Here is a 25,133-nt window from a genome sequence, read left to right on the forward strand (position 1 = left end):
GCTGCGCGCCAGGACCCGGTCCACCGGCGACTGCGCGGCCCGTACGCCGCGGCGGGTCAGGGTGTACCCGACCGAGGGGAGCGCCCGGCGGATCGCCTCCACCGTGTCCGCGCCGGGCGCAGCGCCCGTCACGTAGTCATCCAGCAGCGCCACCCAGTCGTCGGCGGACGGCGCGTGCCGGTGCTCCTCGCGTACCCGGGCGCCGGGCGGCAGGGCGAGCAGCCCCGCGTGGTGCATGCGCAGCGCGGCGGCGGCCAGCCGGGGTTCGTCCTTTTCGGTACGCGTCCAGGGGACCGTGTGCGTGTTCGCGGTGAACCGGGCGTCCAGCCAGGTCAAGAAGCCGGTCGAGGTGACCAGGTCGGTCGTGAGCTCGGCGAAGCGCTCGGTCTCGCCCGCGATGTGGTCCGCCTCGACCGCGGTGGGCGGGGTGAGCCAGGCCAGCTCGGCGAACGGCGCGAGGTGACCGTCGCGGACGAGCGCCGGGATGGACGCGCCGAGGATCGGGGTGCCGAACAGGGTGTCGACCAGCGCGGCCTCGGCAGGGGAGAGCGACTCCGGCGGGGTGCCGGTCAGGCCGAGGACGATCGCGTCCGGCAGGCGTTCGAGGACCTCGGCGACGAGACGGCCCCAGACGTCGAGCAGGTGGTGGCACTCGTCGAGCACGAGGGTGAGCGGTCCGGCGCCGGCCATCCGCTCGATGAGCCCGCGGCCGTTGACGTGCAGCCGTCGCATCGGGTCGCGGGCGCGGCCCTCCTCGTCGGTCTCGGTGTCCGGATCGAAGATCGCCAGCGACTGGTAGGTGAGCACGGTGACATCCGCACCGAGGGACCGGTCCGCGCCCGCCGTGGCGGTCGCGGGGGTGAACCGCCGCCAGTGCGCGATCCACTGGTACTGGATCGCGGTGTTGGGGACCAGGACGACGACCTTGCGCGCCAGGCGCCGCGCGGCCTCCAGGCCGATGAGCGTCTTGCCCGCTCCCGGCGGCAGCACGGCCCACGCCCGGCTTCGTCCGCCGGCCCAGGCCGCGTCGAGCCGGTCGAGCGCCGTGGCCTGGTAGGGCCGGAGGGCTCCGGGCCACTGCGTGAGGGAGAAGCCGGCGGTCACCCGCGTCATGATGACAGTCCCTGCCGGACCGTGCGCTCTCCCGCACGGATCCCAGAAAGTGACGAAAACAACCGCGAATCGTCGTAACACCTTGGCGTCCGTCGAGGATACGCCCATCGGCGTAGATCAGCCGCTAGGGTCACCGTTCGTGTTGGCTCGTTCACTTCGCAATCTCAACGGGGCTTTTACGCGTCTCGTACAGGTTGAGACCTATGCTCCCGGTCTGGGACAGAGGAGTGCATATGGGGAGAGTCGGTTCCCCTCCCGACGATGACGTGGACGGCGAATCCGGGGACGAGCGGGAGGGTTCCGTCTGGCATGCCCTGGGGCTGACGATCGCCTCGGCCGTCGTCTGGGGCGTGGCCCACCTGGCGACGGGACGACGCATCGTCGGCTCGCTCCTCATGGCGCTCCTCGCACTCGTCATCGGCGGCGCCGTCATCGTCGTGCTGGACTTCCGCGACGAGCTCAAGCAGATCGCGGTCCAGAGCGACTGGCTGGCCGGGATCATCGGGGGCATCCTCCTGCTCGCGCTCGTGTGGTCCGCGGTCGTCGTCCGCTCGTACGTGATCGTGCGTCCGAACGGGATGTCCGTGGTGCCGCGCGTGCTCGCGGGCGGCGTGGTGGTCGTCCTCGTCATCGGCGTCTGCACGCCGCTCGTCTGGGCGGCCCGCGACACCTACACCCTTCGCGACACCATCCACACGATCTTCCGCGCCGACCAGGCGAAGCCCCCGGTGGTCAAGAACGTCGCCGATCCGTGGAAGGACAAGCCGCGCGTCAACATCCTGCTGCTCGGCGGGGACGGCGCGGACGACCGCGTCGGCGTGCGGACCGACAGCATGACGGTCGCGAGCATCGACACCCACACGGGTGACACCGTGCTGATCAGCCTGCCCCGCAACCTGCAGTACTTCCCGGTGATCCCCCGGCTGCGCAAGCGGTGGCCGAGCGGCTTCACCGGGGTGTCGGCCGGCGACGAGGGGCTGCTGAACGAGCTGTTCCAGGACGCCGAGGACGACAAGTCGATGATGCCCGGCTACGACAAGGGCCGCCGTGGCCCCGCGCTGGTCAGCGAGGAGATCTCCTACCTCATCGGCCAGCCCATCGACTACTACGTCCTGGTGAACCTGTTCGGGTTCGCCGACATCGTCGACGCGATGGGCGGCGTCAAGGTGCACATCGCATCGGACATCCTGTACGGCGGCCCGGAGGACGGCAGCGCGCCGACCGGTGTGCTCAAGGCCGGCAACCGGAAGCTGAACGGCAAGCAGGCCCTGTGGTTCGGGCGGTCGCGCACGTCCAGCAGCGACTTCGTCCGCATGGGCCGGCAGAAGTGCCTGATGAAGGACATCGCCGAGCAGGCCGACCCGCAGCGCGTGCTGACCAGCTTCCAGAAGCTCGCCAAGGCGGCGAAGAAGACGATCTCCACGGACATTCCGGCGGAGATGCTGCCCGCGCTCATCCGCCTGTCCGAGACGATGAAGCACGGTGCGCAGGTCACCAGCCTGATGTACGTGCCGCCGCAGTTCCAGAACGTGCGGCCGGACCTGCGGGTGATGCACCAGGCGGCGGCCAGGGCGATCGCCGAGAGCGAGGATTCGGGGAGCACGCCGTCCGCCACCCCGGTCACGCCCGGTGCCACCGCCGACCCGAGCGCGAGCACCGATCCGAGCCCGAGCACGGACCCCGGCACGAGCGCGGATCCGAGCACGAGTGCGAGCGCCTCGAAGGGCTCCGGGCAGCACAAGAGCAAGGCCGTCTCGTTGACGACGGCCTGTGGCTGAGGCGAGGCGTCACAGACCATGTGTGCCGTGCTTAACGCGGTGACTGGGCCTTACCGGGCAATCGAGTCAGGTGGGGTCATACGTACGGTACGATCCATCAAACTCCGCCAAGGGTTACTGACCGCTTCCACCCAATCACTTTGCATACCGCACGGTGTTGCATCGCGCGCTCGTCACAGTTGTGACCGGCCACGAGCAGAGGAGCAGGAGACTTCATGGCATCGCGGCAGTACGGAGGGCGAGCGGTGAACGGCCGTGAGCCGATCCCGGTCGCCGGACTCTGGCGCGCCCTGGGACTCACTGTCGCCTCGGCCGTCGTCTGGGGAATCGCGCACGTGTGGGCGGGCCGCCGTGCCGCGGGCTTCTCCCTCATGGGACTGCTCGCCGTCATCGTCTTCGGGACGGCGACGGCGGCGCTGGCCTTCCAGGACAGGCTCAAGGAGATGGTGGTCCAGGGCGCCTGGCTGAACGTCATCATCGCGGGCATCCTCATCCTGGCGGTCGGGTGGGCGGTGATCGTGATCCGCTCGTTCCAGGTGGTGCGGCCGCCGGGGCTGCCGACGGCGATGCGGGTCACCTCCGGCGCCCTCGTCGTGATCATGGCGCTGATGGTCTGCACGCCGCTGGTGTACGCGGCGAACGCGACGTACGTGCTGCGCGACACGCTGTCGAGCATCTTCGCCGGCGACGGCAACTCCGCCGTCAACGCGTCGGACCCCTGGAAGAACAAGCCGCGGATCAACGTGCTGCTGCTGGGCGGTGACGGTGGCGCGGACCGCACCGGCATCCGCACCGACAGCATGACCGTCGCGAGCATCGACACCAAGACCGGCAACACCGTGCTGCTCAGCCTGCCCCGCAGCCTGCAGAAGTTCCCGGTGCCGCCGAAGATGCGGAAGCTGTGGCCCTACGGCTACACCGGCGACGCCGCGGACCCGCAGCACCCCGGCGGCGAGGGCCTGCTGAACGAGCTTTACATCCAGGGCGAGCGGCATCCCGAGCTCGAACCCGGATACAAGAAGGGCCAGCGCGGCCCGCACCTGGTCGAGGACGCCATCGGCTACCTCACCGGCCTGAAGATCGACTACTACGTGCTCGTCAACCTCAACGGGTTCAAGGACATCGTCAACGCCATGGGCGGCGTGACGGTCCACGTCGAGAAGCGCCTGCCGATCGGCGGCGAGATCGTGAACGGCGTCCAGACGAAGCAGCCGACGGGCTGGCTCTCGGCCGGCACCCACCACCTCAACGGCACGCAGGCCCTGTGGTACGGCCGCTCCCGCGACGCGGACGACGACTTCCACCGCATGGACCGCCAGAAGTGCCTGATGAAGGACATCGCGGACCAGGCCGACCCGCAGAAGGTCGTCGCCAACTTCCAGAAGCTGGCCAAGGCCGCCAAGAACACCATCTCCACCAACATCCCCGTGGCGCTCCTGCCCGCGCTGGTGAAGCTGTCCGGCACGGTCAAGAAGGGCGCCGACATCCAGAGCATGCCCTACAACCCGGGCAAGATCCCGGGGTTCCACGTCTATGAGCCGAACCTGACGATCATGCACCGGGCGGCCGCGAAGGCCATCGCCAACAGCATGAAACCCGCGACGGCGGCGCCGGCGAACTCCCCGAGCGCGAGCACGTCCACGAAGGCCAAGCGCACCGGCGTGAGCTCCTCGCCCTCGGCCAAGTCGTCCTCCTCCGGAGGCGCGACGTCGCTGAAGAACGTCTGCGGCTGACGCCCCGGCCCCCCGGACTCCGCTGAGACGGCCCCTGCCGCCGGGTGGCAGGGGCATCGCCGGACCGGGGGCAGAATGACCGGATGACCGGAAACCCCCCGGCGCAGGGCCGTCCCCTGCGGCGCCGTGTGCTGGTCGCGATCGTCGGCGTCACCGCGGCGGCGGTCGTGCTGTTCGCGCTTCCGCTCGCGGTGGTGCTCCAGCGGCTGTACCGCGACGAGGCGATCGTCTCGCTCGAACGCGACGCCACCCGCATCTCGGCCGAGGTTCCCGACTCCATCGCCGCCGACCCGCGGCCGGTGCCGATCGTGACCCGCATGTCACGGCGCCTGACCGTCGGCGTCTACACCCTGGACGGACGGCGCGTCACCGGCCGGGGGCCGGAGTACTCACCCGTCGCCGGGAACGCGGAGGACGGCCACGTCCACGAGGCGGTCGAGGGCGGGCTGCTGACCGTGTCCGCGCCGGTGCCCTCCGACGAGTCGATCGTCGCGGTGATCCGGGTCGCGACGCCGTACGACCGCATCTCGGCGCGGGTGGAGCGGGCGTGGCTGCTGATGGCGGGGCTGGCGATCCTCGTGGTCGGGCTGGCGGCCGTGGTGGCGCGGCGGCAGGCGGGCCGCCTCGCCGCGCCGCTCGAACGCCTCACCAGGGACGCGCAGGCCCTGGGCAGCGGCGACTTCTCCATCCGGGCCAGGACGGTCGGGGTGCGGGAGGCCGACGCCGCGAGCCGTGCCCTGGAGGCGACCGCCCGGCGGCTCGGCGACGTCCTCGACCGTGAGCGCGCCTTCAGCGCGCACGTCTCCCACCAGCTCCGAACCCCGCTGACCGGCCTGCTCCTCGGCCTGGAGGCGGGCCTGACCGAAGACGATCCGCACGCGGTGATCCGTACCGCCCTGGAGCGCGGCGAGCACCTGCAGGAGATCATCGAGGACCTGGTCCGGCTGTCGCGCGACAGCGTGGGCGACCGCGGCGTGCTGGACGTGCGGGCCCTGCTGGATGAGGTCCGGTCCCGTACGGACGTGACCGTGCGCGTGCCGGACGAGCTGCCGGAGGTGCGGGCCTCACTCGCGGCCGTACGCCAGATCCTGCACGTCCTGCTGGACAACGCCGTCACCCACGGCCGGCCGCCGATCACGGTGTCCGCGACCGACCTCGGCTCCGGGCTGGCGATCGACGTCACCGACGACGGCCCGGGAGTGCCCGACGGCGCCGACGTCTTCCGCGCGCCGGCCGACGGGCACGGCATCGGACTCGTGCTTGCCCGTTCCTTGGCGGAAGCGGAGGGAGGCCGCCTGATTCTGCGGCGTTCTTCGCCCCCCACATTTAGTCTTCTTTTGCCCGCGGGCGGATACGGTAGCCGCCATCAATCACCGTCCTGACCACTCATCCTTCCTCGCCCGCGTCGCGTTCGTACCGGTAGCCGCGCCCGCGGAGAGTCGTGATGCGCGCGTACGCCCCGAGCTTTCGGCGGAGCGTGGAGACGTGCACGTCGAGGGTCTTGGTCGGGCCGAACCAGTTCTCGTCCCAGACCTCGTCCATGAGCTGCTCGCGGGAGACCACCTCGCCCGCCCGCGTCACCAGGGCCGCCAGCAGATCGAACTCCTTCGGTCGCAGGAGCACCTCGGCGTCACCGGCGTGCACCCGGCGCGCGGGCAGGTCCACGCGGACCTGCCCCACCGAGACGACCGAGTCGCCCGGCACCGTGCCCTGGCGGCGCAGGTGGGCGCGGATCCGCGCGACCAGTTCGGTGAGGCGGAACGGCTTGGTGAGGTAGTCGTCGGCCCCGGCGTCGAGGGCGACCACGACCTCGAACTCCTCCGTGCGGGCGGTGAGCACGACGATCACGGCCTGGGGATGGCCGGCGCGCAGCCGGCGGCACAGCTCGACACCCTCGATGTCGGGCAGCCCGAGGTCGAGCAGGATGAGATCCGGCGGATGGACGAGGGCATCGGCCACCGCGGCCCGGCCATTGGTGGCGAGCCCGGCCTCATAGCCGCTCGCGGCCAGGGCCTTGAGCAACTCGGACCCGATGACGGAGTCGTCCTCCACGATCAGGATTCGTTCACGCGGCACATGTCAGATCTTAAGGATCCCCTCAAGGTGATCATTCGTTGAGCCGGTTACGTGCCCGTCCGAGACAAGTGTTCATTCTCCGGGAGTTCGAGGGGTTTTCCTCCATGACAGACGTCAGCGTGATCGTCATCGTCTACAACGATGCCGATCGGCTGCCGGTCGCCGTGCGCTCCGCGCTCGGCCAGTCCCACCGCGGCGTCGAGGTGGTGATCGTCAACGACGCCAGCACCGACGGGACCGCGGCGGTCGCCGACGAGCTCGCGATGGCCGAGGACCGCGTACGTGTGATCCACCGGGCGGAGAACTCCGGTGGCTGCGGTCAGCCGCGCAACGACGGCATCGCCGCGGCGCGCGGCACGTACCTGATGTTCCTCGACAGCGACGACACGCTCGACCGGCACGCCTGCCGCAACCTGGTCGCCGCCGCCGAGGAGCACGGGGCCGAGCTCGTCTCCGGCTGCTGCTGGCGCGTCTATCCCGACAAGGGCGAGGAACGTGTCTGGTACCGCGGCGTCTACCGCGAGCGCGGCGTGTACGCCTCGGTGCGGGAGCATCCCGAACTGCTCTATGACACCCTGTCCACCAACAAGCTCTACCGGCGTGACTTCCTCGACCGCGAGGGCCTGCGGTTCGTCGAACGTCTCCACTACGAGGACCTGCTGTTCAGCACGCAGGCGTACCTGGCCGCGCGGAAGATCGCCATCATCCCGCACCGCGTCTACAACTGGATGATCTACGAGAACGCCGAGACGCTCTCGATCACCAACCAGCGGGCCGAACTGCGCAACTTCTCCGACCGGCTGGAGATCTTCCGGCGCATCGACGCGGTCTACGCGCGGTACGGGTCCGAGGACCTCAAGCTGTCCAAGGACGTGAAGTTCCTCAACCACGACCTGCTGCTGTACGTTCGCGGCCTGCGCAGCCGCGACGGCGACTACCGCGAGGCGTTCCTCGCCCTGGCCCGCGACTACATGGCCACGATCGACCCGCGCGCCTACGACGAGGCCCGCGAGCTCCAGGCGATCGTCGGCTTCATGGTCGCCCAGGGCGACTACGAGGGGGCTGTGAGCGCCGCGGACTACATCGGCAAGGGCAAGACCGGCAAGCCACGGCTGACCGCGCCGCTGGTCGAGCGCGACGGGCGGGTCTACTGGTCCGGCGACCACCTCGACACCGAGCAGGGACGCCGGATCCTCGACGTCACCGAACTCGGCATCCACTCGCTGCCGCTCAAGTCGCTGAACCCGGGCGGAAGCGTCGCCGAGATGGTGCGCGACGGGCGCACTCTCCGGCTCGCCGGAGACGTCGTCAACCCGCTGAACCGGATCGGCGCCGGCGTCCCGCTCAGCGCGCGGCTGGAGTTTCGCGACCGCAGCCGGACCGGCCGGTTCTTCGCCGTGCCCGCCGAGGTGACGCACGCGGACGGGCGGCTGCGCTGGAGGGCCGAGGTCGTACCGGGCCGCGACGTGCGGCCGCTCGGTTTCCTCGACCAGAGCTGGGGCCTGCGGCTCCGGCTCACGGCCGGCGACGACGAACTGTTCATCCGGCTCTTCGCGAACGACCCGATGGAGATGTCGGTGCCGGTGCGGCCGCGCCTGACCCGTCTCGCCGGCGACCACTTCGAGGCGTACATCCCCGAGAACGGGGAGATGGCCTTCCGCCTCGTCGCGCACGGGTGGGCCGGCCGCGTCACGCTCGCGACGCTCCGCCGGTTCGCCGCCACCGGCCGCGGGCGCCGGTGGTGGACCGCGCTGCTGCGCGCCGAGAGGCGGTGGCGTGAGGTCTTCACCCGCCGGAAGACCAAGATCGCCGTCTACAACCGGGTGCTCGTCCGGCTGCCGATCAAGCGCGACACGATCGTGTTCGAGAGCCACCTCGGCAAGCAGTACTCCGACAACCCCAAGTACATCTACGAGGAGCTGCGCAAGTCGGGCGCGAAGAAGACCGCGATCTGGTCGTACGCCAAGAGCCCGGCCGGCTTTCCCGAGGACGCCAAGCTGGTCCGCCGCGGCTCCTGGCAGTACTACCTGGCGCTCGCACGGGCCGGTTACTGGCTGGACAACCAGGGCTTTCCCCAGGACGCCGTCAAGCGCCCCCAGACGACCTACATCCAGACCTGGCACGGCTCGGCGTACAAGCGGATGGGGTTCGACGACCCGGAGCTCAAGCGCGGCGGCAAGGCACGGCGGGCGCGCTTCCAGCGGACGATCGACCGCTACGACGCCTTCCTGATCCGCTCCGAGCACGACGCGCGGACCCTCGCCAAGGGCCTCGGCGTACGGGCCGAGCTGATCCGCAGCGGCTACCCGCGCAACGACGCCCTGGTGAACGGCGGCGACACGGCCAAGCTGGCCGAGCGGCTGAAGCTCACCGGCGATGAGCGCGCGGTCGTGCTGTACGCGCCGACGTTCCGCGCCGGGGTGAACGGCAAGGCGCAGAAGAAGTTCGAGATGCCGTTCGACCTGGAGGAGTTCGCCGAGGAGCTCGGCGAGACCCACGTGCTCCTGGTCCGCCCGCACTACCTCAACACCGCGGTCGTGCCGCCGAGCCTGCGCGGCGTGGTCCGCGACGTCGGCGCGGTGCACGACGTCACGTCCCTGCTGCTGCTCTCCGACGCGCTCGTCACCGACTATTCGTCGCTGATGTTCGACTACGCCCTGCTCGATCGCCCCATGGTGTTCTTCGCCCCCGACCTCGAAGACTACGTCCGGTCTCGCGGCACCTACTTCGACCTGCGGAAAGAGGGCCCCGGCCCGGTGCTGCGCGATCCGGACGAGCTGTTCACCGTGCTCGCCGACCTGCCCGGCCTCGCCACCCGGTACTCCAAGAAACGACGTGAATTCGTGGAGAAGTACGGGGAGTACGACCGGGGTACCGCCGCCAAGCAGGTCGTCGGCCGCTTCTTCACGGGGGACCGGGATGCGTGACATCTTCATCGTCTGCAACAACCACGAAGAACTCGGCGGCCTGCAGCGCTGGGTGCACCACGTCGCCGGGCTGTTCGCCACCCGCGGCCACCGGGTGCACGTGATCGGCGTGACGCACGCCGCCGAGCCGCACGACCACGGGCACGACCTGCCGTACGAGCTGACCGTCCTGCACGACACCCCGCCGCCGTCCCGGGGCGGCGGGCGGCTGCGCGCGATGCGCCGCCGCTCGGTGCAGCGGCGCGGCGCGGCCAGGCTGAGCCGCCTGTTCCGCGGCGCCCGGCCGAACGGCGTCATCATCGCCGCGCAGGTGTGGGCGATGGAATGGGTCGCGCTCGCCGACACGGCCGGCCTGCCGGTCATCGGCATGAGCCACGAGTCCTACCAGGCGACCAAGGCCTCCTCGCGGTACCAGCGGGTGAAGCGCTACTTCACCGACGTGCACCGGTTCCTCGTGCTCAGCACCGAGGACGCCGACTCCTGGGCCCGCGACCACATGTCCAACGCCGACTTCATGCCGAACCCGCTCCACGTCACCCCGTCGGTCCTGCCGGACCTGTCGCGGCCCGTGGTCGAACTCCTTGGCCGGCTGTCCTTCGAGAAGGGACAGGACATGATGCTGGAGGCGTGGGCGGAGGTGACCGGGGCCTTCCCGGACTGGCGGCTGCGCCTGTACGGCTCCGGCCCCGACGAGGAGGCCCTGCGCCGCCAGGCGTCGGACCTCGGCGTCGATGAGACGGTGGAGTTCGCCGGGACGACCGCCGACGTCGAGGGCGCGCTGAACGAGGCGTCGATCTTCGCGCTGTCCTCACGCATGGAGGGCTTCCCGATCTCGGTGATGGAGGCGATGGCGTACGGCCTGCCCACGGTGGCGTTCGACTGCGCGCCGGGCGTCCGCGAACTGATCACGCACGAGTCCGACGGGCTCCTCGTACGGCCGGGCAACACCACGGAGTTCGCCGAACAGCTCGCCCGCCTGATGAGCGACGAGAGCCTGCGCGCCAAGCTCGGCCGCCAGGCCCGTACCTCGGTGCGCCGGTTCTCCGCCGACATGGTCACCGACCGCTGGGAGCGGATGTTCGAGCTGGTCGACCGCTGATCACGACCAGGGCGTGCGCAGCCGGGGCCGCGGGCGGGTGCGCTGCCACGTGCACGGCCGGGCCGGCGCCGCCTCCTCGGCCGCGCGGATCGCCAGGCTCGTCAGGCTGATCAGGATGGCGCCCGCCGTGTCGGTGTCGAGCAGCACGGTCACCCAGTCGTCGCCGGGCCGTACGACGACCTGGCCGCTCTCGACGAGCACCGTGTCCAGGCGCTCGACGAAACCGCGGGACAAGCGGAGATCGGCCTCCTCGCCCGTGTGCAGGTGGAGGATCTCACCGCCACGGAAGTTGAAGCTCCGCCCGGTACCGCACGAGGGACGACCGGCCCTGAGACCAGGCCAGGTCGCCAGTTGTACGGCCACTCGCTCGGCCGCGCTGCGGGTCTTCGCTGGGCCCGTCACGGCACCAGCATCCCGTGTCGCCCTCATTCTTCATAAGAGCCCGCATCACAATTGTTATGAGCCGACTTGGCCATTTTTCGTCTCCTGGTAACCGCGGCGACGGCCGTACGTGCCCCCGCGCGCCGTGGGTACGGTGGATGAATGATCTCGCGTGACGACGTCGAGGCGGCACGGGCGCGTACCGGCTCGCGGGTGCTCCGGACACCGGTCCTGCGCCGGGACGACGGCCTGTGGCTGAAGCTGGAGCAGCTCCAGCACACCGGTTCGTTCAAGGCGCGTGGCGCCTTCAACCGGGTTCTCGCCGCGGTCGAGGGAGGCGGTCTCCCCGAGGCGGGTGTGATCGCCGCGTCGGGCGGCAACGCGGGCCTGGCCTACGCGTACGCCGCCCGCGAGTTGGGCGCCCGGGCGGAGGTGTTCGTACCGGAGACCGCGCCCGCGGTGAAGGTCGCCCGGCTGCGCGCGCTCGGTGCCTCCGTACGCCAGGTCGGACGCGAGTACGCCGAGGCGTACGAGGCCGCGACCAAGCGCGCGGCCGACTCGGGCGCCCTGTTCGGCCACCCGTACGACCAGCCGGAGGTCTGCGCCGGCCAGGGGACGCTGGCGCTGGAGCTGGAGGAGCAGACCGGCGGCGTCGACACGGTGCTGGTCTCGGTCGGCGGGGGCGGGCTGATGGCCGGCATCGCGGCGGCGCTGGAGGGCCGGTCGCGCGTGATCGCGGTCGAGCCGGAGCGCTGTCCGTCACTCAACGCCGCACTGGCGGCGGGACGGCCGGTCGACGCGCCGGTGTCGGGCGTGGCCGCCGACTCCCTGGGCGCCCGCCGCGTGGGCGAGATCCCGTACGCGGTCGCCCGGCGCACGGATGTGGAGTCGCTGCTGGTGAGCGACGACGATGTGATCGCCGCCCGGCGCGCCCTGTGGCAGGACCACCACATCGTGGTCGAACACGGCACCGCCGCGGCCTACGCCGCCCTCCTGACGGGCGCCTACACCCCGTCCGACGACGAACGCGTCGCCGTCATCTGCTGCGGTGCCAACACCGACCCCGCCGACCTCGCATGACCGCGGTCACGATCGGTCGCTCGACGTTCACTCGGGGTAGGACTTGATGACCGTCACGCTGGGGAAGCGTCAGCGTCCCGAGCCGGATCTGGTCGTGGTTCAGGCCGAGGAGGCGCTCGACACCACGAAGACCAGCTTCCGACCCTCCGACGTGGTGCTTGTGGTCGAGGTGGTCTCGCCGGACTCGGAGGTCAGAGACCGGGAGCGGAAACCGCAGCTCTACGCGGCCGCGGGGTTGGCCCACTTCTGGAGGGTGGAGAACACGGAGGGGCGGCCGACCGTCTACGTGTACGAGCTGGATCCCGCCACTCGGTCGTACGCGCTCACCGGCATTCACCACGATCTGCTGAAGCTCACGGCTCCGTTCGACATTGACATCGATCTCACTCAGATGAACCGGATCTAGCTAGAGCCGGTCGCGTTTCTTGACGATGGGACGCCCAGGCCGGTGCATGTAGGCGGCGGGGGTGACGCCGAAGGCGTGCCGGAAGGCCGCGATGAAGGCGCTCGGGGTGCTGTAGCCGCAGCGGTGCGCGACGACGCCGACCGGGAGCTGGGCCGCGAGGTCGATCAGAGCGGCGTGGAGGCGGAGCTGGGCGCGCCACTGCGGGAAGCTCATGCCGGTGTCGGTGCGGAAGAGGCGGCTGAGGGTCCGTTCGCTCGCTCCGGCCACCTGGCCGAGCTGGGCGAGGGTGCGCGGGTCGCCGGGGTCCTCGCGCAGGATGGCGGCGATGGCCTGGAGCCGGTCGTCGCCCGGTTCGGGGAGCAGGTGGGACGCGTTGGCGGATGACGGCTGAAGCTGGTCGAAGATGACGGCTTCGAGCCGCCTGCGCGCGTCGGCCGGGGGCTGTGGCGTGGCGGTGAGGGCGAGAAGGATCTCGCGGAGCAGCGGCGAGACGGCGAGCAGGGTCGGCCGGCCGGTGTCGAGCCGGGTGGTGTCGGCGGGAAGCAGGATCGAGCACACCTCGACGGGCCCGTGGGCGGCATGGGCGTGCGGGCAGCCGGCGGGCAGCCAGATCGCCCTCAGCGGCGGAATGACCCACGTGCCGGCGTCGGTGGTGACCGAGATGACGCCGCTGGTCGGATACAGGAGCTGGTGCCGGTTGTGGTCGTGTCGTTCGATCCGGTCCCGGCGTTCCAAGCGGCGCCGGGTCGGGTTCGGCGGGTGGTGACGGCGGGTTGGCGACATCGATTGTCAGGTTAGCGCTAACTCGTCGCCCGGGCTGGGCGGCAGTCTGGGGTCCATGACCGCTCCCCAGGCCGGCGCGAACACCGGCTCCCCGCAGGTGCCCCGGCGGGTGACCCTCGCCACCGGTGTCGTCGGCGGAGCCGTCGGCGCGTTGCTGGGCGGGGGCACCGGCGTGGTGACCGTGCCCATCCTCGACCGGCTCACCACCCTGCGGCGCGGGGCGATCCACGGCACGGCCAACCTGGTCAATGTGGCGGTCGCCGTGGTCGGTGCCGCCGTCTACGAGCTGCGGGGCGGGCACCTCGACGCCACCGCCGGAGCCGGGCTGATGGTCGGTGGGGTCCTCGGCGCGTTCTTCGGGGCGCGCGTCGCGGCCCGGGCCGGTGACCAGGCACTGCGCGCGGCCTTCGCCGTCGTCCTGGCCGTCGTCGCCGCTGAGTTGTGCCTGGGGGCGGCCGGCGTCGGGCCCTCCGGCGGTTCGCCGCTCCTCGGCGCCGGGCCGCGGCACGACGTCACCGTGGTGGTGCTGCTCACGGTCGTGATCGGGGTGGTGGTCGGCGCCTGGTCGGCCGCGATGGGGCTGGGCGGCGGCAGCCTGACCGTCCCCGTCCTGATCCTGATCTTCGGGGTCGGCCCGCACACCGCCGAGGGGACCTCGCTGTTGGTCATGCTGCCCAACTCGATCGTCGCCTCGGTTCAGCACCTGCGCCAGCACACCGCCTCACCGCGCCTCGGTGCCGCCCTCGCCTGTGGCGCCGCGCCCGGCGCGCTGCTGGGCGCGTCGGCCGGCCTCGTACTCGGCGACGCCGTCCTCGGCTGGGTCTTCGGGCTGTTCGTCCTCCTCATCGCCGCGCAGCAGCTGGCGCGGATCCGCGCGGACAGGTCCTAGTAGCGTCGGGATCGGCGGCCGCCTCGTGGTCGTCCACAGCGTCAGAACTTTTCGACGGCTGGGATGACCCTTTCGCCGAAGAGGTCGAGCTGACCGGGCTCGCCGACCCGGAGCAGGGGGCCGTGGGTCTGGGCGATGCCTAGCTCGGCGACCGCGTGCAGGTGCTCGATCGTCTTGTTGACGTTCTCGCCGTTCTCTCCCAGGTCGAAGCGGTGCCCTGCCGTCTTCTCCAGCTGATCGTAGTCGCGGCCCTCGTCGGCGCAGTGCCGGCGGAGCACGTCGAGCTTGCGAGCCGTTTCGCCGAGGTCGTAGACGCCGATGTTGCACGCGTCCGCGTGGCGGGCGACGAGCTTCAGCGTCTTCTTCTCGCCCTCGCCGCCGATCAGGATCGGCGGGTGCGGGCGGGACAGCACCTGGGGGGAGTTGAGCGTGCGGGCCAGGTGGTAGTGCTTACCGTCGAACGGGCCCTCGTCGGCACTCCACATCTGCTTGACGATGCGCAGCGCCTCCTCGAGCCGCTCGAACCGCTCGGCGACCGGGGGGAAGAACAGGCCGAGGCCGGCCGCCTCGTCCGCGTTCGCGTTCGACGCCGCGCCGATGCCGAGGATCGCGCGCCCGCCGGACAGCACGTCGAGGGTGGTCACGGCCTTCGCGAGCAGGCCGGGCTCGCGGAAGACGACGGCGGTCGCCAACGCGAGCAGCTTGACCCGCTCGGTCTTCGCCGCCAGCCAGCCGAGCGTCGTGTACGCCTCGAGCATCTCGTGCTCGGGCGGGCCGATCGTCGCCATCTGCCAGACGTGGTCCATGACGCTGATCCGATCGACGCCGGCTTCCTCGGCGCGCCGCGCGATCTCCGCCAGCTTGAACCGGAGCTCGGGTGCGCCGCCGTCCCAGGTGAAGTCCGAGATGTGCAGACCGAGTTTCATGGCTGAATCGCACTCCTTTAGCGTGAGATCGAACCCGTGGAGGGGGCGGCGAGGCGCCGGCCGTTGCGAGCCGCGGCGGCCCTGGCCCAGCCGCTGGTGGAGATGACGCCGAGCGCGAGCGCGACGAGTCCGCAGCCTCCGAGGACGGCCCAGGCGGCGTGGCTCGAGTCGATGAAGCCGGCGCCGGTGCCGGCCACGATCGAGCCGGTGACGGCGACGCCGATGGAGATGCCGAACTGGCGGGCGCTGGCGGCGAGCGCGCCGGCGACACCGACCTGGTCGGGCGGCAGTCCGGAGACGGCGGTGTTGGTGATCGGCGGGGCGACCATGCCCGCGCCGACGCCGAAGACGGTGTAGGCGGCCAGCAGGTGGACGCTCTCGGTGTGCGCGGTCAGGGGGACGAGGAGGAAGCCGCCGATGGCGAGTAGCGCGCCGCCCAGCGTGAGGGGGAGGCGGGCGCCCCGGGAGGCGAGAAGCCGCCCGGAGAGATTGGCGGCGACGGCTTGACCCACGGCCATCGGGATGATCATCAGTCCGGCGCGCAGGGGGCTGAAGTGGCGGAGATCCTGGAGGTAGAGGGTGTTGAGGAACAGGAACCCGCCGAGACCGGCCGACATCACGACGGAGATCGTGTTCGCGGCGGAGAACGGAGGGCTGCGGAAGAACCGCAGGTCGATCAGTGGCTCGGATCGCCGGGGCTCGACGATGAGCATCCCGATGAGGGCCAGGACGGCGAGTACGAACAGCCCGACGATCCAGGGGTCCGCCCATCCGTGGCGGGGGCCCTCGATCGTCGCGGCGATGATCGACGCGAACAGGACGATGATCAGCGCCTGGCCGGCCGGGTCGAACGCACGGCCCCGGGCGGCCTTGGACTCGGGGACGAATCTTCGGGTGAGCAGGATGGCGGCGATCCCGATCGGGGCATTGACCCAGAACACCGATCGCCAGCCGATACCGCTGACCAGCAGGCCGCCGAGCACGGGCCCGGCCGCGACGGTGGTCCCGATCGCCGACCCCCACACGCCGATCGCTCGTGCCCGTTCCCGGCGGTCGGTGAACACGCTGACGATGATCGACATCGCGACCGGGTTGAGCATCGAGCCGCCCACCGCCTGCAGGCCGCGGAAGGCGATCAGCCACCCGGCGCCGGGCGCCAGGCCGCAAAGGAGGGAGCTGAGGGAGAACAGCGACAGCCCGAGCTGGAAGGTCCGCTTGCGACCGAAGCGGTCGGCCATCGATCCGGACAGCACGAGCAGGCAGGCCATGACCAGGGAGTAGGAGTCGACCGTCCACTGCAGGCCGCTGACCGAGGCGTGCAGGTCCTTGCTTATCGACGGGAGCGCCACGTTGGCGATGGTGAGGTCGATGCCGGTCACGCACACGCTGAGACAGCAGATCGCCAGCACCAGCCGGCGGTGAACGGGACGTGATGGGCCGGTCATCACCGTCGGCCCGGGGGCGCTTGCCGTGCTCATGGCGGATCCTTGGGCAGATTCGATAGAGTTCTCCGAAGGAAACGGAGAGGGTGTCCACATCACTATACGGAGACCCTATCCACTTATGCAAGGACACACGAATGACCGACCATCCGCCCTCCAAGAGGGCCGACGCGGCCCGCAACCGCCAGCGGATCCTCGAAGCGGCACGCACCGCCTTCGCCGCCACCGGAGCCGAGACGTCAATGGCCGAGATCGCCCGGAGATCCGGGGTCGGCCCGGCAACCCTGTACCGCAACTTCGCGACCCGCCACGAACTCCTGGAGGCACTACTCGTCGATGAGGTCGATGAGGTCTGCGCCGCCGCCGCGACGGTCGAGGGTGACAGCCCGGGGGAGCGGCTCACGACCTGGCTGCGTCGGTTCTTCCAGTACGTCACCACCAAGCGGCCGGTCGTCCTCGGGCTGCTCGAGCACACGGACAGGACCGATCCCGTCTTCGACAGCCGGGGCCGGATGCTCGCGGCCGGCCGGCCGCTGCTCTCCGCCGCCCAGGACGCCCATCAGATCGCCGGCGACCTCGACCTCGACCAGATCCTCGATCTCGTGGTGGCCATCGCGAAGATCCCCGGTACCCCGGAATACCGGCAGCCGATCCTTGACGCGGCACTCGCCGGACTGCACAGCCGCGGCACCTGATGCCCGCGCCTGTCCGCGCCGTGCGGCGTCAGCGCCGCCGCGGCCGCCCGGCTAGAGCCAGTCGCGTTTCTTGAAGATGGCGTACAACGCCAGAGCCGTGGCGATGAGGACGCCCAGGCTGACCACGAAGCCCCACTGCTTGCCATAGCCGGGGTACGGGACGTTCTGGCCGTAGAACCCCGTCACGGCCGTCGGGACCGCGATGACGGCGGCCCAGCCCGTCAGCTTCTTCATCACCTGGTTCAGGTGGTTGCCCTGCAACGCGATGCGGGTCTCCTGCAGGCTCGTGACGACGTCGCGCAGGCTCTCGGTCCACTCCGTGGCGCGCAGCACGTGGTCGTACACGTCCTGGAAGTACGGCGTCATCGGGTCCGGCACCACGTGCAGGTCGCGGCGGAGCAGCGTGTTGACGACCTCGCGCATCGGCAGGACCACGCGCCGCAGCATGGTCAGGCTCTTGCGCAGCCGGAAGCTGCGGTGCTGGGTCTCCCGGGTGGGCACCTCGTCGCCGAAGAGGCGCTCCTCCAGATCGTCGATCGCGGCGTCCAGCGACTGGACGGCGGCGAAGTGCCCGTCGACGATCAGGTCGATCAGCCCGTGCAGGAGGTACGCCACGCCGTACTCGGCCAGGTCGGGGGAGGAGTCCCACTGCTGGAGCAGCGCGTCGAGGTCGAAGTCCTCATCGCCCCGTACGGTCACCAGCGCGCGGTCGGTGATGAACGCCGAGATCTCGTGCGTGGCCAGCTCACCGCTGTCCTCGCTCAGCCGCACGGCGTAGGCGTTGAAGAACAGGTGCTCCTCGTAGCGGTCGAGCTTCGGGCGTTCGTGCTGGCTGAGGGCGTCCTCGACCGCGAGCGGGTCCAGGCCGAACTCCTCGCTGATGATGCCCAGGCCGTCTTCGTCCGGGGCGCACAGGTCCAGCCACACGACGGTGTCCGGTTCGGCCAGGTAGTCGCTGATCTGAGCGGCGGGGAAGTGCTCCTTCTCGAGCTTCCCGCCGCGCCAGACCCGGGTGCGGGCCTTCAGATCCATGAGTCGAACCACATGCGGCTGTGCCAGGCGTCGTACGGGATGATCTGCCCGGTGAGGATGGGATACAGGAAGTAGAAGTTGGCCAGCACGAGCAGGACGTACGCCCCGCACGCGGCCGCGCCGAACACGCGTCTGAGCGGCAATCCGTCGGCCGGGCCGAGGAGCATCCCCATGACCAGCACGATCGACAGCACCATGAACGGCAGCATCGGGGTCGCGTAGAACAGGAACATCGTCCGGTGGCCGAAGCCGAAGTAGAACCACGGCAGCCAGCCGGCCAGGAAGCCCGCGACCGTCGCTCCGGCCCGCCAGTCGCGCTGCACCAGCCACCAGCCGGCGACGACCAGCAGGGTGATGATCGAGACCCACCAGATCGCCGGGGTACCGATGCCGAGCACCTCACGCGAGCACTTGCTCGCGCCACAGCCCGACGGCTCGTTGTAGTAGAACGCCACCGGCCGTTTGAGGAACATCCAGTTCCACGGCCAGGACTGGTAGTCGTGCTTGACCGTGAGCGTCGTGTGGAAGTGCCACATCTGCTGGTGGTAGTTCCACAGCCGCGGCATCGCCTGGACGAACGCGGTGATCGGGTTGCCGGACACCCGGCCGCGGCCCCAGCCGCCCGCGTTGAAGATCCAGCCGCTCCACCACGCGAGGTACGTGATGCCGCTCACCACCACCAGCGACACGAACGCCGGCACCGCGTCGAGCAGGAACCCCCCGGCGTACGGCTGGCGGACCCCGGCGGCGCGCCGCGCACCGATGTCCCAGATCAGGACCATGATGCCGAACGCCGCGATGTAGTAGATCCCGGTCCACTTGGTGGCCACGGCCGTGCCCAGGCAGAGCCCGGCGGCCAGGCGCCACCAGTGCATGACGAACGGCCCCAGCTCACTCTCGTTGCCGGTCTCCATCACCTTGGCCGCGAGCGCCGCACGGGTGCGGTCGCGGTCGATGACCAGGCACGCGAACCCGGCCAGGATCCAGAACATCACGAAGATGTCCAGGATCGCGGTGCGGCTGGTCACCAGCTGCATGCCGTCCAGCGCGAGCAGGAGGCCGGCCGCGGTGCCCAGGAGGTTCGAGCGCGTCATCCGGCGTGCGACCCGGGCCAGGATCAGCACCGACAGCGTGCCGATCACGGCCGAGGCGAACCGCCAGCCGAAGGGGGTCATGCCGAACATCCACTCGCCGATGGCGATCAGCCACTTTCCGGCGGGCGGATGGGCGACGAAGCTGCCCCCGTCGGCCCAGATGTTGAGGTTCGGCGGATGCTGGAGCAGCAGGCTGTCGGCGTTCTTGACCGTGTTGTGCTCGTACCCGAACTTCAGCAGCGCGTAGGCGTCTTTGGCGTAGTAGGTCTCGTCGAAGATCACCGCGCGGGGCTTGCCGAGGTCATAGAACCGCAGGACGCCGGCGAACAGCGTCACGAGCAGCGGGCCGAGCCACCCCATCAGCCTGCTGCCCGGAATCGCCGGCGCCATCCACTGGCGCAGCGATGGCGGGCGGCCGTCGCGCTGGGACCGAGGAGCGGGTTCGAGTCCTGTCATCGCCACCACCCGGACATCGTACGGGGGGATACCGGGCCGATTGTGCACTTCGGACTGCCTGCCCTCATGAGATCGCCCCGGCGCGGTGGTCGCCGAGGTGCGGGACGGTGACACCGGGGTCGAAGATGGGTGCTGTGGGAACATCTGGGACGCTGACGCTGGCCGCCGCGCCGATCGGCCGCGCGGAGGACGCATCCGAACGCCTCCGGGGCGCGCTGGGCGCGGCCGACATCATCGCCGCGGAGGATACCCGACGCCTGCGGCGGCTCACCGCCGAACTGGGCGTCACCACCGCCGCGCGGATCGTGTCGTACTACGACGCGAACGAACGCGCCCGCGCCGCCGAGCTGGTCGAGGAGCTGCGTGAGGGCCGCGACGTGCTGGTCATCACCGACGCCGGGCTGCCGGGAGTCTCCGACCCGGGATACCGGCTCGTCACCGCCGCGATCGAGGCCGAGGTGCCGGTCACCGTCCTGCCCGGGCCGTCCGCGGTGACGACCGCGCTGGTCGTCTCGGGGCTGCCCAGCGACCGCTTCTGCTTCGAGGGCTTCCTGCCGCGCAAGGCGGGGGAGCGCGCGTCGCGGCTGGCCGCGCTGGCCGCCGAGCCCCGCACGATGGTGTTCTTCGAGGCGCCGCACCGGCTGACCGCCGCGCTGGAGGCGATGGCGGGCGCGCTCGGGGCCGACCGGCCCGCCGCCGTGTGCCGCGAGCTGACCAAGACGTACGAGGAGGTGCGTCGTGGGCCGCTTGGTGAACTGGCCGCGTGGTCCTCGGGCGGCGTGCGCGGTGAGATCACGGTCGTCGTCGGGGGTGCCCCGGAGCGCACCGGGCCGGCGGACCTGGACGCGCTGGCCGACGAGGTCGAGCGGCGCGTCACCGATGGCACGGCCAGAAAGGACGCGATTGGCGAGGTTGCACGAGAATATCGTGTACCGAAAAGAGAGCTTTATGACGCGGTTATTGCCCGAAAAACCAGGTGATGACGATTATTTGACGTAAGCTTTACGCAGCTCAGGCCCCCTCAAACGAGACTTAATGGGGAAAACTCGTGGCGGGACGTAATCCGATGGTTTCGCCCGGGGGTGACGGGAAATGCACGAATCCATGATCTCGCATGAGACGTGGAAGTACGAGTGCCTCGGCTGCCTGCACGAGTGGCAGAAGGAGTTCGAGGTCGGACGATCCTCGGACGGTCACGGTGGGGAGGCCGTCGTCTACCACCACCTGAGCCAGCGCTGCACCTGCCCGTGGGCGGAGCCGGTGTGCCCGTCCTGCGGCGGCTACGACGTCAAGATCCTGCCCACCGGCTGGGGCGCCGTCGCGCCGATCCCCCGCCAGCGGCACACCGAGCTGGAGATGATCTTCCGGCTCCGCCGGCTGCACGCCTACTGATCGGCATCCGGTACGGAGCGCCTCGCTTCCGGCCTTCTCCCAAGAGTTGCTGAAAGCCGGCTCAGGACGCGGTCACCGCGTTCTGAGCGGCCGGCTTCCCCGGCTCCTCCGGTGCGTCGGAGGGGCCGTCCGTCTTTTCGGCCGCGCGCCCGCGCCACCACAGGAGCCGCCTCAGCTTCTCGCGCGGCTCGCGGGAGAAGGCGATCGCGGCGGCGATGCACGCGAGCGGCACCGTCGGCAGCACGTACCGGTAGTCGAACTCGGCGGTGGCCGGCGGCACCAGCAGCAGCCCGGTCGCGAGAATCCAGGGCAGGAACGCCTCGCCGCCCCATCGCCGCCAGAGCGGGACCAGCCCGGCCAGGCCGACGATGAGAATGCCGCCGAGCAGTGTGCCGGGCAGGTGCGCCGCGTTCTGGTACTCGCGGATGCCCGTGGCGTACGGCGTGATGATCCGCGTACGCGCGTTGCCGTCCTCGTACTTGTGCGCCTCGGACGAGGCCGTCTGGTCACGGCTCATCCGCCAGCTCGGCAGGGCCGCGGACTTCTTGCCGAACTCGTACATCTGATACGTGGCCTTGTCGGGGAAGACCGACCGGTGCCACTTGAAGGTGTAGAGGAAGTCCTTCAGCACGACCACGGCGTAGTCGAAGGGCTGGGCCAGGATGGCGCGCTTGGCGAAGTCGCCGGCGAGCTGGTTCTGGTAGCTGGTGAACCGCGCGGCCGGCACCCGGTGGAACGGGGAGTTGCGGTCCCAGATGGCGTCCTGGGAGAACGTCAGCGGCGTGTGGGAGGTGCGGCTGTCCTTGCAGAGCGGGTACTCCGAGACCGGCGGCTTGATCTTGTTGCAGTCGGCGAACTCCGTCACCCGCGCGTACAGAAAGACGCCGCTGCTGGTCGTCATGCCCGGCTTGCCGTACCAGGCCCAGAACCAGCCCGCGTACGCGCCGAGCGGCAGCGCGCACAGGACGACCGTCGCGACGATGATGCGCCAGTTGAAGCGGCGCATCAGGAAGTACACGACGATGGCGACCAGCACCGGCTCGCCGACGGTGCGCGTCAGCGTGGCGAGCCCGACCAGCAGCCCGACCACTCCCGCGATCTTCCAGGTGATCGCCTTTCCGTGCCACAGGACGATCGTCGCCGCGCACAGGATCAGGAACTCGAACGGGATGTCGGACAGGATCAGGTGCTCGAGCTGGATCTGGTAGCCGTCGTACAGCAGCGGCACGGTCGCCAGGGACGCACCCCAGTTCGGCAGGCCGAACTTCCTGCGCAGCAGCGCGTAGATCATGACCGCGCCGGCCAGGCCCATCAGGTGCTGGAGCCCGGCCACCAGGGCGAAGCTGTGGAACGGCTTGAGCGCCCACAGCAGGAACGAGTAGCCGTCCGGCCGGATCGGATGCGGGTACGGGGACATCGCGACGTGCAGGTAGTCGAACGAGTCGTTGAACCACGACGCGGGCCGGTAGCCCAGCATGGCGAGCGCGCGCAGGAAGGCGCCGCCCGCGAGCACGGCGGTGAACATCTTGTGACGCCGGACGAGGGAGAGCAGGAACGGGAGCACGCCGAATGAGACGAAACCGACACGGCGGACGCGCCCTTTCTCTGGCGCGGCCTCCTTGTTCGTGACGCCGTTTACCGCTTTGACCTGCGGCTTTTCATCCGCGGACCCGTCAGGTGACGTGTCAGGCGGCGCGCCGGTCACGGCGGATTCCCCGCTCTGTTCTCCCGCGGTAGTCAAGTGGGACCGACCTCTCTGGACAGCACAGCCCTTATCCTGTATCCCCAGCCTGCCGTCAGCAGGGTGCTTCATGTGAAGTCAAAGGTTGCGGCTTTGCAACACACAGCCGCTCGCCGGCGGGCATCATGGGTAACACACGCCACTTGTCGGAACAATGACGAGGTTAGTCGAAACCCCCGAAGCATGGTCGCGGAGGGGTAATGGAGGACACGACGTGGAACTCTCCGTGGTGATGCCTTGCCTGAACGAGGCGGAGACCGTAGAGACATGCGTGCGCAAGGCCCTCGGATTCTTCGCTGAGCACGGCGTCGACGGTGAGGTCGTCATCGCCGACAACGGCAGCACCGACGGGAGCCAGCAGCTCGCCCGTGAGGCGGGTGCCCGCGTCGTGCCGGTGACCGCCAAGGGGTACGGCAACGCCCTGATGGGCGGCATCCGGGCCGCCCGCGGCACCTATGTCGTCATGGGCGACGCCGACGACTCCTACGACTTCACCTCGCTGATGCCGTTCCTCACCGAGTTGCGGGACGGCGCCGACCTGGTCATGGGCAACCGCTTCAAGGGCGGTATCGCGCCCGGCGCCATGCCGCCGCTGCACAAGTACCTCGGCAACCCGGTGCTCAGCTTCGTCGGCCGGCTGTTCTTCCGCAGCAAGATCGGCGACTTCCACTGCGGGCTGCGCGGGTTCCGCCGCGACTCGATCCTGCGGCTCGGCCTGCAGACCGGCGGCATGGAGTTCGCCAGCGAGATGGTGGTCCGCTGCACCCTCGCCAAGTACGACGTGCGCGAGGTGCCCACCACGCTCTCGCCCGACGGCCGCTCGCGCGCCCCGCACCTGAGCACCTGGCGCGACGGCTGGCGCCACCTGCGCTTCCTCATGCTCTACAGCCCGCGCTGGCTGTTCCTCATCCCGGGCCTGCTGCTGATGACCCTCGGGCTGGTCGGCGGCGTCGCGCTGTCCACCGGCCCGGTCCGCGTCGGTGACATCGCCTTCGACGTCGACACCCTGGTCGGGGCCTCGGCGATGCTGGTGATCGGGTTCCAGGCGGTGCTGTTCGCGCTGCTGACCAAGGTGTACGCCATGGAGGAGGGCTTCCTTCCCCATGATCGGCGGGTGCAACGCGTCGTCGACTCCTGGAGCCTCGAACGCGGCCTCGTCGTCGGCGGCCTGCTCGCGCTCGCCGGCCTCGTCGGGCTGGTGGCCTCGCTGGTGCACTGGCAGGGCCACAGCTTCGGCGAACTGGACCCGCGCGACTCGCTGCGCATCGTCGTACCGGCCGCCACCGCGCTCATCATGAGCTTCCAGATGATCTTCGCGTCGCTGTTCGTCAGCATCCTCGGGATCCGCCGCCGCTCCCACCCGCCGGTCACCGACCCGGCGGAGGAGGCCGCCGACGTCGTGGACGCCGCGGTCGTCAAGGTCGCGGGCGAGGCGAAGACCCTCAAGCTCAAGGAGGTCCCCGCGCCCGCGGACGCGGACGCCGCCGACCAGGAGATCAAGGACCCGGCCGAGACGTCCTGACGACCTTTCGCGAGAAGGCCCCGGCATCTGCCGGGGCCTTTTCTCGTTCGCGCGCCGTCGCGGTGTAATCGGCGTTCCCGTCGGAGGGACTACTTCGCGTCAGCCATCGACGACCCCGAAGGACGCAGGCGTGAACGACCCCGCCGAACGATTCACGGCCCTGTACGACCGGCACTACCGGAGCGTGCTCGGGTACGCGCTGCTCCGCGCCGGCCAGGACGCCGCGGAGGACGTGGCCAGTGAGACGTTCCTGGTCGCCTGGCGGCGGCTGGGCGACCTGCCCGACGCACCCCTGCCGTGGCTGCTCGGCGTGGCGCGGAACCTGCTGCACAAGCAGTACGACTCCGGCCGTCGCCGGCGGGCGCTCGCCGACCGGGTCGCCGCGGCGACCACGACGGCCGACCTGGCCGGCCCCGACGTGGCCGACCGCGTCGTGGATCGCGACGCCGTCCGTGCCGCGCTGTCGGCGCTGGAGGAACGGGACGTCGAGGTGATCGTCCTGGCCACGTGGTACGACCTGGCGCCCCGCGACGCCGCACGCGTCATGGGCTGCTCCGCTGCGGCCTTC

Annotated in this window: 21 protein-coding genes and 1 pseudogene; 13 read left to right on the plus strand and 9 right to left on the minus strand. The window is 70.3% G+C overall.

Going from position 1 to position 25,133, the window contains the following annotated elements; translation table 11 throughout:
* The coding region (locus ACFFNX_RS11465) for a DEAD/DEAH box helicase (RefSeq protein ID WP_378199198.1) at positions 1–1,113 on the minus strand (1,113 nt) is incomplete at its 3' end.
* A gap of 233 nt (positions 1,114–1,346) precedes the next feature.
* Here ACFFNX_RS11465 and ACFFNX_RS11470 point away from each other — a divergent pair.
* The 3 genes from ACFFNX_RS11470 to ACFFNX_RS11480 all read left to right on the plus strand — a co-directional run bounded on the left by ACFFNX_RS11470 (position 1,347) and on the right by ACFFNX_RS11480 (position 6,006).
* A complete protein-coding gene (locus tag ACFFNX_RS11470; RefSeq protein ID WP_378199201.1) occupies positions 1,347–2,891 on the plus strand; it encodes an LCP family protein in 1,545 nt (514 codons plus the stop codon).
* A gap of 215 nt (positions 2,892–3,106) precedes the next feature.
* Positions 3,107–4,624, plus strand: a complete 1,518-nt coding sequence (locus tag ACFFNX_RS11475; protein ID WP_378199204.1) for an LCP family protein — start codon at positions 3,107–3,109, stop codon at positions 4,622–4,624.
* A gap of 83 nt (positions 4,625–4,707) precedes the next feature.
* Positions 4,708–6,006 carry a sensor histidine kinase gene (locus tag ACFFNX_RS11480; RefSeq protein ID WP_378199207.1) on the plus strand — a complete coding sequence of 433 codons (1,299 nt, stop codon included), beginning with the start codon at positions 4,708–4,710 and terminating at the stop codon, positions 6,004–6,006.
* A 4-nt stretch (positions 6,007–6,010) separates the two neighbouring features.
* On the opposite strand, the gene ACFFNX_RS11485 is transcribed toward ACFFNX_RS11480, so the two are convergent.
* A complete protein-coding gene (locus tag ACFFNX_RS11485; protein ID WP_446678512.1) occupies positions 6,011–6,682 on the minus strand; it encodes a response regulator transcription factor in 672 nt (223 codons plus the stop codon).
* A gap of 122 nt (positions 6,683–6,804) precedes the next feature.
* Between ACFFNX_RS11485 and ACFFNX_RS11490 the strand changes: the two genes are divergently transcribed.
* A complete protein-coding gene (locus ACFFNX_RS11490; RefSeq protein ID WP_378199214.1) occupies positions 6,805–9,627 on the plus strand; it encodes a bifunctional glycosyltransferase/CDP-glycerol:glycerophosphate glycerophosphotransferase in 2,823 nt (940 codons plus the stop codon).
* On the plus strand, positions 9,620–10,726 hold the full coding sequence (locus ACFFNX_RS11495; RefSeq protein WP_378199217.1) for a glycosyltransferase: 1,107 nt from the start codon (positions 9,620–9,622) through the stop codon (positions 10,724–10,726). Before ACFFNX_RS11490 ends, ACFFNX_RS11495 begins: the two co-directional genes overlap by 8 nt.
* Here the strand turns inward: ACFFNX_RS11495 and ACFFNX_RS11500 are convergent, their stop codons facing one another.
* Complete coding sequence (locus tag ACFFNX_RS11500) at positions 10,727–11,128, minus strand: luciferase domain-containing protein (protein ID WP_378199220.1); 402 nt, start codon at positions 11,126–11,128, stop codon at positions 10,727–10,729.
* Between the two features lie 141 nt (positions 11,129–11,269).
* On the opposite strand from ACFFNX_RS11500, the gene ACFFNX_RS11505 reads away from it, so the two are divergent.
* Together ACFFNX_RS11505 and ACFFNX_RS11510 are read left to right on the plus strand one after the other, a co-directional pair.
* On the plus strand, positions 11,270–12,187 hold the full coding sequence (locus tag ACFFNX_RS11505) for a threonine/serine dehydratase (protein ID WP_378199223.1): 918 nt from the start codon (positions 11,270–11,272) through the stop codon (positions 12,185–12,187).
* Between the two features lie 46 nt (positions 12,188–12,233).
* Positions 12,234–12,593: pseudogene (locus ACFFNX_RS11510) on the plus strand (Uma2 family endonuclease); the annotation flags it as partial.
* Here ACFFNX_RS11510 and ACFFNX_RS11515 read toward each other — a convergent pair.
* Positions 12,594–13,376 carry an AraC family transcriptional regulator gene (locus ACFFNX_RS11515; RefSeq protein ID WP_378199226.1) on the minus strand — a complete coding sequence of 261 codons (783 nt, stop codon included), beginning with the start codon at positions 13,374–13,376 and terminating at the stop codon, positions 12,594–12,596. It abuts the pseudogene before it with no gap.
* A gap of 55 nt (positions 13,377–13,431) precedes the next feature.
* Here ACFFNX_RS11515 and ACFFNX_RS11520 point away from each other — a divergent pair, with 55 nt between their 5' ends.
* Positions 13,432–14,265, plus strand: a complete 834-nt coding sequence (locus ACFFNX_RS11520) for a sulfite exporter TauE/SafE family protein (protein ID WP_378199229.1) — start codon at positions 13,432–13,434, stop codon at positions 14,263–14,265.
* Positions 14,266–14,306: 41 nt separating this feature from the next.
* Here the strand turns inward: ACFFNX_RS11520 and ACFFNX_RS11525 are convergent, their stop codons facing one another.
* Together ACFFNX_RS11525 and ACFFNX_RS11530 are read right to left on the minus strand one after the other, a co-directional pair.
* Complete coding sequence (locus ACFFNX_RS11525; protein WP_378199232.1) at positions 14,307–15,191, minus strand: LLM class F420-dependent oxidoreductase; 885 nt, start codon at positions 15,189–15,191, stop codon at positions 14,307–14,309.
* 17 nt (positions 15,192–15,208) lie between these two features.
* Entirely contained in the window at positions 15,209–16,669 is a 1,461-nt protein-coding gene (locus tag ACFFNX_RS11530) for a DHA2 family efflux MFS transporter permease subunit (protein ID WP_378199234.1), read from the minus strand.
* A 101-nt stretch (positions 16,670–16,770) separates the two neighbouring features.
* On the opposite strand from ACFFNX_RS11530, the gene ACFFNX_RS11535 reads away from it, so the two are divergent.
* A complete protein-coding gene (locus ACFFNX_RS11535) occupies positions 16,771–17,328 on the plus strand; it encodes a TetR/AcrR family transcriptional regulator (RefSeq protein ID WP_378199237.1) in 558 nt (185 codons plus the stop codon).
* A 51-nt stretch (positions 17,329–17,379) separates the two neighbouring features.
* On the opposite strand, the gene ACFFNX_RS11540 is transcribed toward ACFFNX_RS11535, so the two are convergent.
* Both ACFFNX_RS11540 and ACFFNX_RS11545 read right to left on the minus strand, forming a co-directional pair.
* The gene (locus ACFFNX_RS11540) at positions 17,380–18,360 is read right to left on the minus strand and encodes a magnesium transporter CorA family protein (RefSeq protein ID WP_378199240.1); all 981 of its coding nucleotides are present in this window, start codon (positions 18,358–18,360) and stop codon (positions 17,380–17,382) included.
* Complete coding sequence (locus ACFFNX_RS11545) at positions 18,351–19,910, minus strand: dolichyl-phosphate-mannose--protein mannosyltransferase (protein ID WP_378199255.1); 1,560 nt, start codon at positions 19,908–19,910, stop codon at positions 18,351–18,353. The genes ACFFNX_RS11540 and ACFFNX_RS11545 overlap by 10 nt, the downstream gene beginning before the upstream one ends.
* Positions 19,911–20,035: 125 nt before the next feature.
* Between ACFFNX_RS11545 and rsmI the strand changes: the two genes are divergently transcribed.
* Both rsmI and ACFFNX_RS11555 read left to right on the plus strand, forming a co-directional pair.
* Complete coding sequence (gene rsmI / locus ACFFNX_RS11550) at positions 20,036–20,890, plus strand: 16S rRNA (cytidine(1402)-2'-O)-methyltransferase (protein ID WP_378199258.1); 855 nt, start codon at positions 20,036–20,038, stop codon at positions 20,888–20,890.
* Between the two features lie 112 nt (positions 20,891–21,002).
* Positions 21,003–21,302, plus strand: coding sequence for a hypothetical protein (locus ACFFNX_RS11555; RefSeq protein ID WP_378199243.1), 300 nt, complete (start codon positions 21,003–21,005; stop codon positions 21,300–21,302).
* Positions 21,303–21,363: 61 nt separating this feature from the next.
* Here ACFFNX_RS11555 and ACFFNX_RS11560 read toward each other — a convergent pair whose 3' ends face one another.
* On the minus strand, positions 21,364–22,866 hold the full coding sequence (locus ACFFNX_RS11560) for a hypothetical protein (RefSeq protein WP_378199246.1): 1,503 nt from the start codon (positions 22,864–22,866) through the stop codon (positions 21,364–21,366).
* A 391-nt stretch (positions 22,867–23,257) separates the two neighbouring features.
* On the opposite strand from ACFFNX_RS11560, the gene ACFFNX_RS11565 reads away from it, so the two are divergent.
* Positions 23,258–24,565, plus strand: a complete 1,308-nt coding sequence (locus tag ACFFNX_RS11565) for a glycosyltransferase family 2 protein (RefSeq protein WP_378199249.1) — start codon at positions 23,258–23,260, stop codon at positions 24,563–24,565.
* A 130-nt stretch (positions 24,566–24,695) separates the two neighbouring features.
* Positions 24,696–25,133, plus strand: a 438-nt coding sequence (locus ACFFNX_RS11570) for an RNA polymerase sigma factor (RefSeq protein ID WP_378199252.1), incomplete at its 3' end; no start/stop codon positions are given.

The organism is Actinoallomurus acaciae, assembly GCF_042429965.1.
GTDB classification, from domain to species: Bacteria; Actinomycetota; Actinomycetes; order Streptosporangiales; family Streptosporangiaceae; genus Actinoallomurus; species Actinoallomurus acaciae.

Bases quoted from the DNA above. Each gene is read 5' to 3' on its own strand.
- ACFFNX_RS11470 (WP_378199201.1), top strand. From the start codon at position 1,347: ATGGGGAGAGTCGGTTCCCCTCCCGACGATGACGTGGACGGCGAATCC.
- ACFFNX_RS11475 (WP_378199204.1), top strand. From the start codon at position 3,107: ATGGCATCGCGGCAGTACGGAGGGCGAGCGGTGAACGGCCGTGAGCCG.
- ACFFNX_RS11480 (WP_378199207.1), top strand. From the start codon at position 4,708: ATGACCGGAAACCCCCCGGCGCAGGGCCGTCCCCTGCGGCGCCGTGTG.
- ACFFNX_RS11490 (WP_378199214.1), top strand. From the start codon at position 6,805: ATGACAGACGTCAGCGTGATCGTCATCGTCTACAACGATGCCGATCGG.
- ACFFNX_RS11495 (WP_378199217.1), top strand. From the start codon at position 9,620: ATGCGTGACATCTTCATCGTCTGCAACAACCACGAAGAACTCGGCGGC.
- ACFFNX_RS11505 (WP_378199223.1), top strand. From the start codon at position 11,270: ATGATCTCGCGTGACGACGTCGAGGCGGCACGGGCGCGTACCGGCTCG.
- ACFFNX_RS11515 (WP_378199226.1), bottom strand. From the start codon at position 13,376: ATGTCGCCAACCCGCCGTCACCACCCGCCGAACCCGACCCGGCGCCGC.
- ACFFNX_RS11520 (WP_378199229.1), top strand. From the start codon at position 13,432: ATGACCGCTCCCCAGGCCGGCGCGAACACCGGCTCCCCGCAGGTGCCC.
- ACFFNX_RS11525 (WP_378199232.1), bottom strand. From the start codon at position 15,191: ATGAAACTCGGTCTGCACATCTCGGACTTCACCTGGGACGGCGGCGCA.
- ACFFNX_RS11530 (WP_378199234.1), bottom strand. From the start codon at position 16,669: ATGAGCACGGCAAGCGCCCCCGGGCCGACGGTGATGACCGGCCCATCA.
- ACFFNX_RS11535 (WP_378199237.1), top strand. From the start codon at position 16,771: ATGACCGACCATCCGCCCTCCAAGAGGGCCGACGCGGCCCGCAACCGC.
- ACFFNX_RS11540 (WP_378199240.1), bottom strand. From the start codon at position 18,360: ATGGATCTGAAGGCCCGCACCCGGGTCTGGCGCGGCGGGAAGCTCGAG.
- ACFFNX_RS11545 (WP_378199255.1), bottom strand. From the start codon at position 19,910: ATGACAGGACTCGAACCCGCTCCTCGGTCCCAGCGCGACGGCCGCCCG.
- rsmI (WP_378199258.1), top strand. From the start codon at position 20,036: ATGGGTGCTGTGGGAACATCTGGGACGCTGACGCTGGCCGCCGCGCCG.
- ACFFNX_RS11555 (WP_378199243.1), top strand. From the start codon at position 21,003: ATGCACGAATCCATGATCTCGCATGAGACGTGGAAGTACGAGTGCCTC.